Source organism: Armatimonas sp., assembly GCF_031410135.1.
GTDB lineage: Bacteria > Armatimonadota > Armatimonadia > Armatimonadales > Armatimonadaceae > Armatimonas.
This window is the reverse complement of the sequence record NZ_JANNYP010000159.1, coordinates 1-8,892: the sequence shown is the minus strand read 5'-3', so window position 1 is coordinate 8,892 and position 8,892 is coordinate 1. Positions and strand designations below refer to the sequence as shown.

6 protein-coding genes and 1 pseudogene are annotated in these 8,892 nt (G+C 60.1%); 3 read left to right on the top strand and 4 right to left on the bottom strand.

Annotated elements, in window-relative coordinates; all coding sequences use genetic code 11:
• Positions 1-419: pseudogene (locus RMO15_RS05715) on the top strand (hypothetical protein); the annotation flags it as partial.
• Positions 420-516: 97 nt separating this feature from the next.
• Here the strand turns inward: RMO15_RS05715 and RMO15_RS05710 are convergent.
• Together RMO15_RS05710 and RMO15_RS05705 are read right to left on the bottom strand one after the other, a co-directional pair.
• Positions 517-843 carry a hypothetical protein gene (locus RMO15_RS05710; protein WP_309709047.1) on the bottom strand — a complete coding sequence of 109 codons (327 nt, stop codon included), beginning with the start codon at positions 841-843 and terminating at the stop codon, positions 517-519.
• Complete coding sequence (locus tag RMO15_RS05705) at positions 815-2,197, bottom strand: ISKra4 family transposase (RefSeq protein WP_309709042.1); 1,383 nt, start codon at positions 2,195-2,197, stop codon at positions 815-817. The genes RMO15_RS05710 and RMO15_RS05705 overlap by 29 nt, the downstream gene beginning before the upstream one ends.
• Positions 2,198-2,203: 6 nt before the next feature.
• Here RMO15_RS05705 and RMO15_RS05700 point away from each other — a divergent pair, with 6 nt between their 5' ends.
• Both RMO15_RS05700 and RMO15_RS05695 read left to right on the top strand, forming a co-directional pair.
• Positions 2,204-2,932 (top strand): hypothetical protein, encoded by a 729-nt coding sequence (locus RMO15_RS05700; RefSeq protein WP_309709040.1) that lies wholly within the window; start codon positions 2,204-2,206, stop codon positions 2,930-2,932.
• 5 nt (positions 2,933-2,937) lie between these two features.
• Positions 2,938-4,692: a glycosyl hydrolase family 28-related protein gene (locus RMO15_RS05695; protein ID WP_309709038.1), complete on the top strand. Its 1,755-nt coding sequence runs from the start codon at positions 2,938-2,940 to the stop codon at positions 4,690-4,692.
• On the opposite strand, the gene RMO15_RS05690 is transcribed toward RMO15_RS05695, so the two are convergent.
• The gene (locus tag RMO15_RS05690; protein WP_309709035.1) at positions 4,689-6,116 is read right to left on the bottom strand and encodes a DUF1501 domain-containing protein; all 1,428 of its coding nucleotides are present in this window, start codon (positions 6,114-6,116) and stop codon (positions 4,689-4,691) included. The genes RMO15_RS05695 and RMO15_RS05690 overlap by 4 nt on opposite strands.
• A partial coding sequence (locus RMO15_RS05685; protein WP_309709032.1) for a DUF1553 domain-containing protein occupies positions 6,113-8,892 on the bottom strand: 2,780 nt, incomplete at its 5' end. The genes RMO15_RS05685 and RMO15_RS05690, both read right to left, overlap by 4 nt.

Here is an 8,892-nt window from a genome sequence, read left to right as displayed (position 1 = left end):
GACGGCTCTGCATTCGTTGCCGTCGGCAAGCACCGCCAACACTGCGCCAAGCCGGGCTTCTGGGAATCTCAGAGACGGATCTGATCTGGCAGCCTGCGGGGTGTTCGGAGTGTGAGGGGACGGGCTATAAAGGTCGTATTGGGGTGCATGAAGTGGTCACCGTGGACGAGAAGTTCTCGCGCTTGATTATTGACAAGGCTCCTAGTGGGGTTCTGCGCCGCGCCTCGATTGAGGCGGGTATGATCCCGATCCGTGAGGACGCGCTCAATAAAATCCGAGCGGGCCTGACCAGTGCCGAAGACGTGATGCGCCAGGTGTACCTAAAAGCAGAGGATGACGAGGACAAGAACTGGCAGTCGCCCAGCCAGCTTGCTCAAATTTCTGGAAACCCTGTCGCCGCACTGCCTGCGGTTGGTTAGCCTCCCCCCCATCCCCCTAGTTTCCCTCCTACCCCCCGGCCCCCTTCCTCCCAATCCTGGGAGGAAGGGGGAGACGCAGAGGGGGAGTTAGTGGGGGTTAGGGCTTCTCCGCCTGGATGAGCCGCTGCCCGGTGGCGCGGCGGGGCTGGAAGCCGACGGTGGCAAGCTCGCTGCTCTTATCCACTTCATCGCTGCATGCGCAGAAATAGTGCCGCACGCGGGAGTTGGCCGTGGCGAGTGCCTCCAGCGCTTGGTTGCGTGCCACCGTCACCGTACGCCGCGCCCCCACGGTCGCTTTGGGCTCCAGCGCGGCAATGACCGCCAGCTCATGGCCTAGCAAGTCTAAAAGCGCCTGCGGGTAGCGGGCACGCACCGGCTGGATCACCGGGTGCAGGTCATAAAAGTGGTGAGGTAGCAGGCTCAAAAGCACGGCGGCTCCAAAAGGCGAAAAACGCATCCAGTTCGTTGCTAAAAAAGAAACCACGCAGACGGGCAATCACCTCGCCACCGACCCCACTCCAACGCATGCCAGAACCCTTCAAACGTTGGCTGACGATACGTTTGCAAGAAGACTCAGCAAGACCAGAGCCAATACAGAGATGGCGACGAAGGTAATCTCCATAGTCCATTCGAGAGGCATTGTTGCCAAAGTATGTTTTCAAACGGGAAACCGACTCCAAATCGGGGCGATCTAACGCCTCAATAGCCTCCCAGAAACGAGACCAAAAACTACTCTTCATCTCTGCCAGACGAGCCGTGAGCCAAGGTTGCTTGGACTCACCAAAAATGTCTTGACCAACAGCGGCGACATACTCGCTTGCATGGAAAAAGTCCAGAATTTGCACAGCACGAGGAAAACAGGTAGAAGCCAGATTCCAAATCCACGTCGCGCCATCTCCCAACACAGCCAGGCTATCGGCTTTGAGAGAGCCACATTTCAAAGCGAGGGCTTCCCAATGCTTGCCAAATTTGCTAGCTTCTTCCAAGGTGGCAAGGTACTGAGCAGGCATTTGCTCACGACCATCCTTAAACTCCGCACGGACAACTCCCACTTTCATTTCTCGCCAAGTGCCATCGCGCATCGGTGTATGAACTCCATCTGCCTCAATATAGAGCACTTCTGGCGTGGGCAAGTCCGCAGGACATTGTTCCCGCATCTGGAAGGCAAGAGGGAGCATTTCTTGTTGGCGTTGCCCCAGATATTGTTCGACTTGAGGAGCAATGACTTGACTACAGAGGCGTTGAGCACTGCGTCCACTGAGACGAATGGAGGTAAGGCGTGCCAGTGTCTGCAAGGCTAAGTCGTAGGGCATACAGACGCAAAGTGCCACCACTTCCTGAGCCAAGCGTAGTGTCATATGTCCTGTAACTTGTTGCTCTACATCTTTGGGATAAAATCCTTGATGGCACCTCTGACAGTGATAGTACGCTCGCTTGAGAGTTATCCAACCTGCCAACGTTTGAATTTTTTTGGATCTCATCCCCTTAAAGTAGGCATTTTTCTGGCAGTGATGGCAGGGCAGTTTGTAAGCGACACGGAGCGTTTGAGTTTCGGGTTTAGCTTCCTGAGATTCTGCCTCTTCCGGTTGATCTTGCTGGATCTTATGTCTGTCTTGCTCGATCTGCTTGGTCGCTTCTTCCAGGGTTGCCTTGACAACCTCGTCGCGCACGTTGAGGGCGATCTGCTCTAAATCATTGATGGTTTTCAGGGGGCCATCTTGGTGGGCGAGAATCTGCTCGACTCGCTCAAGTACTCGTCGTTTCGTTTCTTCTGTCATCCCCCTATGATGACAATTTTAGGTGACAAAGGCAAATCGGCTTGCCTCACCACTTTTTTGTCCTGCACCCCAGGGCACAACAAGCCTGGCTGCTACGCGGAGTTTGTGGTGCGCCCCGTCGGGGATCTGATCGGTGTCCCGGCGCACTTGCCGCCCGCCGCCACAGCGCCCGTAGAGCTGGCGATGTGTGTGAGTGCGAGCTTCCTGCGCCTGCGTCAGCTAAATGCCTTTCCTTGTCAGCGCTTTGGCATCAGTGGCCTTGGCCCGGCAGGTCTGATCGCCGCCCAGGTCGCCAGAGCCGAGGGCGGACAAGAGATCATCGCCTGGGACCTGAGCGAGGCACGCCGTACCTACGCTCTGGAGCGTGGTCTGGTAGATCTGGCACTTGACCCACGCACGGATCCTGCCCCTGCCCCTGTCGAAGTCGCGCTAGATTGTGTGGGGGCAAAAGCGAGCGTCGAGCATCTGATGGATCGCACGCATGGCATCCTCGCACTCTTTGGGGTTCAGCGCGAGCCCTACACCTTCGATGTCCGCCACTACAGCAAGCTCACTCTCGCAGGCTACCCTGGTCACTCACGCACCGCCGCCGAGTACGCCGTGGCTAAAATCACCGAGGGGACGCTCGACCTCTCCTGCCTCATCACGCACACGCTGCCCTTCAGCCGCTACGCCGAGGGAATCGCGCTGCTGGAGCGCCAGGAGGGGATAAAAATCCTCTTTGTGCCAGAATAGAGGAAATGTTAAAAATCTATCCCAAAGCCGCCAGCGTGATTGATGTCACTTTGCCCCCCTACAACGCAAAGGGCGATGGCACCACCGACAACACAGCAGCGCTACAACTTGCCTTTAACGAGAACGTCGGGCGGCACCGGATTCTGTACTTTCCGCCGGGAACCTATCTGGTCAGCGCGACGCTCACCTGGCCCAAGCGCTGGAAAGACCACGAGAACTGGGGCTTCACGACGCTCCAGGGCGCGGACGAAAAGACAACTATTCTGCGCCTCAAAGACGGCGTCTTTCCGAACCCCGATAGCCCACAAGCGATTCTGAACTGCGGCGGGTTTGGCTCGGCGGACTGGTTCCATAACCATGTCCGAAACCTCACGTTCCACACGGGCTCGGGCAACCCCGGCGCGGTGGCGTTGCAGTTCTATGCCAATAACTACGGTGCCGTTCGCGACTGCCACTTTATCTCTGGCGATGGCCAGGGATTTGTGGGGCTGGGCCTGGCGCACCGGGACATGAACGGGCCGCTCTTGGTGCGCAATGTGACCGTCCGGGGCTTTCGGATTGGGGTGCGTACTGGCAACGCCGTCAACAGCCAGACCTTTGAAAACCTGACGCTCACCGGCCAGAGCGAGAAGGGCTTTCAGAACGAGGGCCAGGCGATCACGATTCGTGGGCTCAAGAGCGACAATGCGGTGACGGCGATCTCCAGCTACGGCACGCTAACTCTGATTGACGCGACACTCACCGGGCGCGGCGCAGCAAGCCAGCTTCCCGCCCTCGTGAACTTCAACGGGGGGCGGATCTTTCTACGCGATGTCACGGCAACCGGCTACAAACGCACACTCGGCGATGTCGCAACGCCCGACTACGCCGCGGCGCTCCGCCTGCCTGCCGACCCACAAACCAAATTTCTGGAATACTGCTCCCACGCCCCGACCAGCCCATTTCCCTCGCCGAAAACCTCGCTGCGTCTACCGATCAAAGAGACACCCAAGGTGCCGTGGGACGATCCCAAGACCTGGGCCAATGTGGACAGCTTCGGGGCCGATCCCACGGCGCAAAACGACTCCTCAGCGGCGATTCAGAAGGCAATAGACTCCGGCGCGACTACGGTTTTCTTTTCTGGTTTCTACCGCGTCACCACTACCATCATTGTCCGTGGCAAAGTGCGCCACCTGCTGGGAGTTGGGGCGCACGTGGACTACACCCAGCAAGCCAAGCCGACGTTTCGGGTTGCCGACGGCAGTGCTCCTGTGGTGAGCTTCGAGCACTTCGCCAGCCTGGGAAGCGCTGTGGAGCTAGCGACCAAGCGCACGGTTGTCTTTCGCAGCCTAGAGGTGAAGACCGTGACCAGCCAGTCCAATGGCGATGTCTTTTTTGAGGATGTCACCACCAATGCCCTGCACTTTCGCAACCAGCGGGTCTGGGCGCGACAGCTCAATATCGAGAATGAGGGAACGCACCTCATCAACGACGGTGGCTCGCTTTGGATTCTTGGCTACAAGACCGAGCGCGGCGGGACGCTGATCGAGACACGAAACGGCGGCAAGACCGAGGTGCTCGGTGGCTTTAGCTACACCACCACCGCCGGCAAGCTCGCCCCGATGTTTGTAAACAACAACGCGTCGGTCTACGCCTTCTTCAGCGAGGTCTGCTACAGCGGCGATCCCTACACAACCCTGGTCCAAGAGACCCGCGGCACACAGACCAAGCAAGTCAAGCGCGGTGAGGGCCAGACCCTGCCCTACTCCGGGCGGCTTTAGCTCAAGATACTCTTGATGACCTGTGCACCCTCAACCCCCGTGAGCTTGGCATCAAGTCCCTGGAACTTGTAGGTAAACGAGTCGTGCTGGATACCGAGCTGGTGGAGCATCGTGGCGTGGAGGTCGTGGACGGTGGTGATATTCTCGACAGCGGCGTAGCCCAGCTCATCCGATGCCCCGTGCACCATCCCACCATGCACCCCAGCACCCGCCAACCAGACTGTCATGGCCTTGTTGTGGTGGTCGCGTCCGTTCCCTCCCTGCGACATCGGAGTGCGCCCAAACTCCCCCGCCCACACAATCAGCGTGTCATCGAGCATCCCGCGCCGCTTTAAGTCCGTGATGAGCGCCATGCACGCCCGGTCAATTTCTTTGGCCTTGAGGGTCACGCCGTTTTTAATATCGCCGTGGTGGTCCCAGTCCTTGTGGTAGAGCTGGATAAAGCGCACGCCCTTCTCCGCAAGCCGCCGCGCCAAGAGGCAGTTGCTGGCAAAGCTACCGTCGCCGGGCTGGCAGCCGTAGAGCTCCAGAGTCTCTTTTGTCTCCTGCGAGATATCCATTAAGTCCGGTACCGAAGCCTGCATCTGAAACGCCAGCTCGTACTGCGCGATCCGGGTCGCGATCTCCGGGTCGTCCACCAGGGAGTTGTATTCTTTGTTGAGCGCATTGATCGCCGCGATATCCGTCCCTTGCCGAGTGCGCGTCACGCCGCCGGGGCTGGTCAGGTAGAGTACCGGGTCACCCTTGCTACGGAGCTGGACGCCTTGGTACTTGCTCGGCAGAAAGCCACTGCTCCACTGGCGCGCCGCGATGGGCTGGTTCTGTCCGCCCTGGCCTAGCGACGTCAGCACCACAAATCCCGGAAGGTCTTTTGCCAGGCTCCCCAGGCCGTAGGTAATCCACGAGCCCATGCTCGGCCTGCCCGCGATCTGCGAGCCCGTGTTCATGAACATGTGCGCCGGGTCGTGGTTGATGGCATCGGTGGTCATAGAGCGGATGAAGCAGATCTCATCGATCACGGAGCCAATCTGGGGGAAGAGCCCACATATCTCAATTTGACTTTTCCCAAATTTTTCAAAAGGGAGCTGCGGCCCAAAGCACGTCAGCTTCTGCCCCTGGAGCTGCGCGAGCTGCTGGCCCTTGGTCATGCTCTCGGGCATGGGCTTGCCGTGCATCTCCGCCAGCTTTGGCTTGGGGTCCCAGGTCTCCAAGTGCGATGGCCCCCCCGCCATGCTCAGCCAGATCACGCGCTTGGCCTTGCCCCTCCCGCCCCCATGAATGGGGGAGCCTTGGGCGCGTGCGCTGGTCCCTAGCGATGCGAGTGCCAGCGCACCGAGGCCCTGGGTCGCCTTGCCCAGGAGCGCACGGCGGGTGAGCTGCTGTGCTCGGAATTGCTTGAGTTCGTCTTCCGTCGTGATTTTCATGGTCGTGTTATCGTCTCGTGAAGGTTGAGGAGTACGCGGGCCACGTGGGTCCAGGCCGCGAGTTCGGGCTTGTCGAGCGGTGCGGGGAGCGAGGCGTAGCCGGTCTTGAGGAGCGCATCCGAGGCGGCGGTGTCAGCTTTGTAGGCAGCGAGCTGCTGGTTGTAGACCAGCAGTAATGTCTTTTGCTCACTTGCCGTCGGGTTGCGCTGGAGCGCTTGCTGGAACGCCCAGGTAAGTTTTTGCTCTGGGGTGCCACTCGCCTGCGTCAGAATCCCGACTCCAAAGGCGCGCGCGGCCTCCACGTAGGTGGGGTCGTTGAGCAAGACCAGCGCCTGCTGGGGAATATTGGAGCGGTTGCGCTCAGCGGTACACTCCTCACGGCTGGGGGCATCGAACGCGAGCATTGAGGGGTGCAAGAAGCTGCGCTGCCACCAGACATAGAGCCCGCGCCGGTACTGGCTCTCCCCCTGATCGGCCTTCCAGTCACGCACGGGGAAGTTTAGGTTCTCCCAGTAGCGCTCGGGCTGGTAGGGCTTCACCGACGGCCCGCCAAGCTTGAGCGAGAGCAACCCGGAGACGGCAAGCGCATTGTCGCGCACCTCCTCGGCCTCCAGACGGAACCGGCTCTGGCGGGCGTACTCGCGGTTGTAGGGATCGGCGGCAAGAAGCGCCTTGCTGGCTGTGGATACCTGCTTGTACGTGTTACTGTTTACCATCAGCCGCACCAAGTGCTTCACGTCCCAGCCGCTGTCCACAAACTCGCAGGCCAGCCAGTCGAGCAGCGCAGGGTTTGCGGGCGGCTCGCCTTGTGCTCCCAGGTCTTCGAGAACTTTACTGACACCGTTACCAAAAAACTGCCTCCAGAAGCGGTTCACCACCGTTCGTGCCACCAGTGGGTTCTCCCGCGAGACCAGCCAGTTGGCAAGATCTAACCTCCCCCCCAGCCCCCCTCCGGCTCCGCGAAAGGGGGAGAGGTACGCCGGAATCCCCGCCGTAACAGCCTCGCCGGTCTCGTCGAGGAAGTTGCCACGGGGGAGAATACGAACCGTGCGTGGCTTGGTGTTTTGAACCGTCACCAGGCAGCGCCCGATACTGGCCTCGTAGTCCGACTTTGCTTTTCGGGCGTCGGCGAGCTCTTTTTTGAGGGTCTCCGGTACCTCGGCTCCGGTCAGGGCGGTGAGGCGGAACTTGCCTAAGTTATGGTCGGTGCCGTGGTTCTGCACTAGGGTGAGGCGAAGCGTCTCGCCATCGGTGAGGGTAATGGGCTCGGCAAAGGTGGCGACTAGCTCGTGGGGCTTTCCGGCATCGGGGAGGATCGCCCAGCCAAAGCTATCGGGGGTGAGGGCGGAGGCAGCACTCCAGCGCTTGTCGGGGTGGGCCTCAGCAGACGAGGTCTGCTCGATAGATGCTTTCGCTTTGGAGAAAACAAGCTTCTGTGGCTCCGCACCGAGCGTGAGGCGCTCGGCGACAAGCTCGCTGAGGACAAAGTTGCCATTGCCCGCTCTGCCAGGGCCACGGGCGGGCAGCGACGGATCGGGGAGCACTTCGAGCCGTAGCCCGGTGAGAGTCCCTGAGGTCGCTAGCTCCAGCGTGTAGGTGTTCTTATCGGGGTTGGGGCCACTTGCCAGAACCGCACTATCGGGCTGAACCGTGAGCACCGTCCCACCAAGCGCTGCAGATTTTAGCGTCTTGAGCGGCTTCCAGATCGCATCGTAGCGCTGCTGGAGCGCGACTACTCGTGCCTCACGGCTTGCCATCTCACTTTTCTGCTCGGGCGTGGGGACGAGCATTCCCGGCTCACGCGCCCCGATGAGCCCCTCCTCAATATCCGCGAAGTAGGCTCCAAGGCGGAAGAAGTCCTTTTGCGTGATGGGATCGAACTTGTGGTCGTGGCAGTTGGCGCAGCCGGTGGTCTGCCCCAGCCAGACGGTTCCGACCGCACGCACGCGGTCCGTTAAGTAGCGCGCCTCGTAGTCTTTCGGTTGTCCACCGCCCTCTTCCGTCGTGAGCAGGAGCCGGTTGAACGCCGACCCGACCCGGGTCTCTTGGTTAGCATCAGGGAGGAGATCACCGGCGAGCTGCTCGCGAGTAAATTTGTCGAAGCGCTTGTTGGTGTTAAACGCATTGATCACATAGTCTCGGTACGGCCAGATATTGCGCGGCGTGTCGCTGTGGTAGCCGATGGTGTCGGCAAAGCGCGTCACGTCCAGCCAGCTCTGGGCCATGCGCTCGCCGTAGTGGGGATTCGCCAGCAGGCGCTCGACAAGCTTTGCATACGCATCGGGCGACTTATCCGCCACAAACGCACTGACTTCTTGCGGTGAGGGCGGCAGGCCCAGCAGGTCAAACGAGAGCCGCCGGATCAGATTTCGTCGGTCCGCTGCGGGCGAGGGTTTGAGCTTGATCTCGGTGAGGCGCTTCTGCACCAGAAAATCAATGGCGCTCTTACCCGCCGGAATCGTGGGCTTGAGGGGCATTTCATAGGCCCAGTGCTTCTGGTACTTGGCTCCCTCGCCAACCCAGCGCATGAGGAGCTGTTTTTGTGCGTCGGTGAGTTTTTTGTGGAAGTCCGCAGGTGGCATCGCCCCACTCCGCACCTCACGCACCAGTGCACTTGCGAGAATATCGCCCGGCACCACGGCTCGGTTCGGCCCATCGAGGCGCAGGTTCGCTTGGCGCTTGTTCTTATCTGGGCCGTGGCAAGCAAAGCAGTTGTCGGAGAGGATCGGGCGAATGTCCCGGTTGAAGACAACTGCCCCCTCAGCCCCTGTCAAAC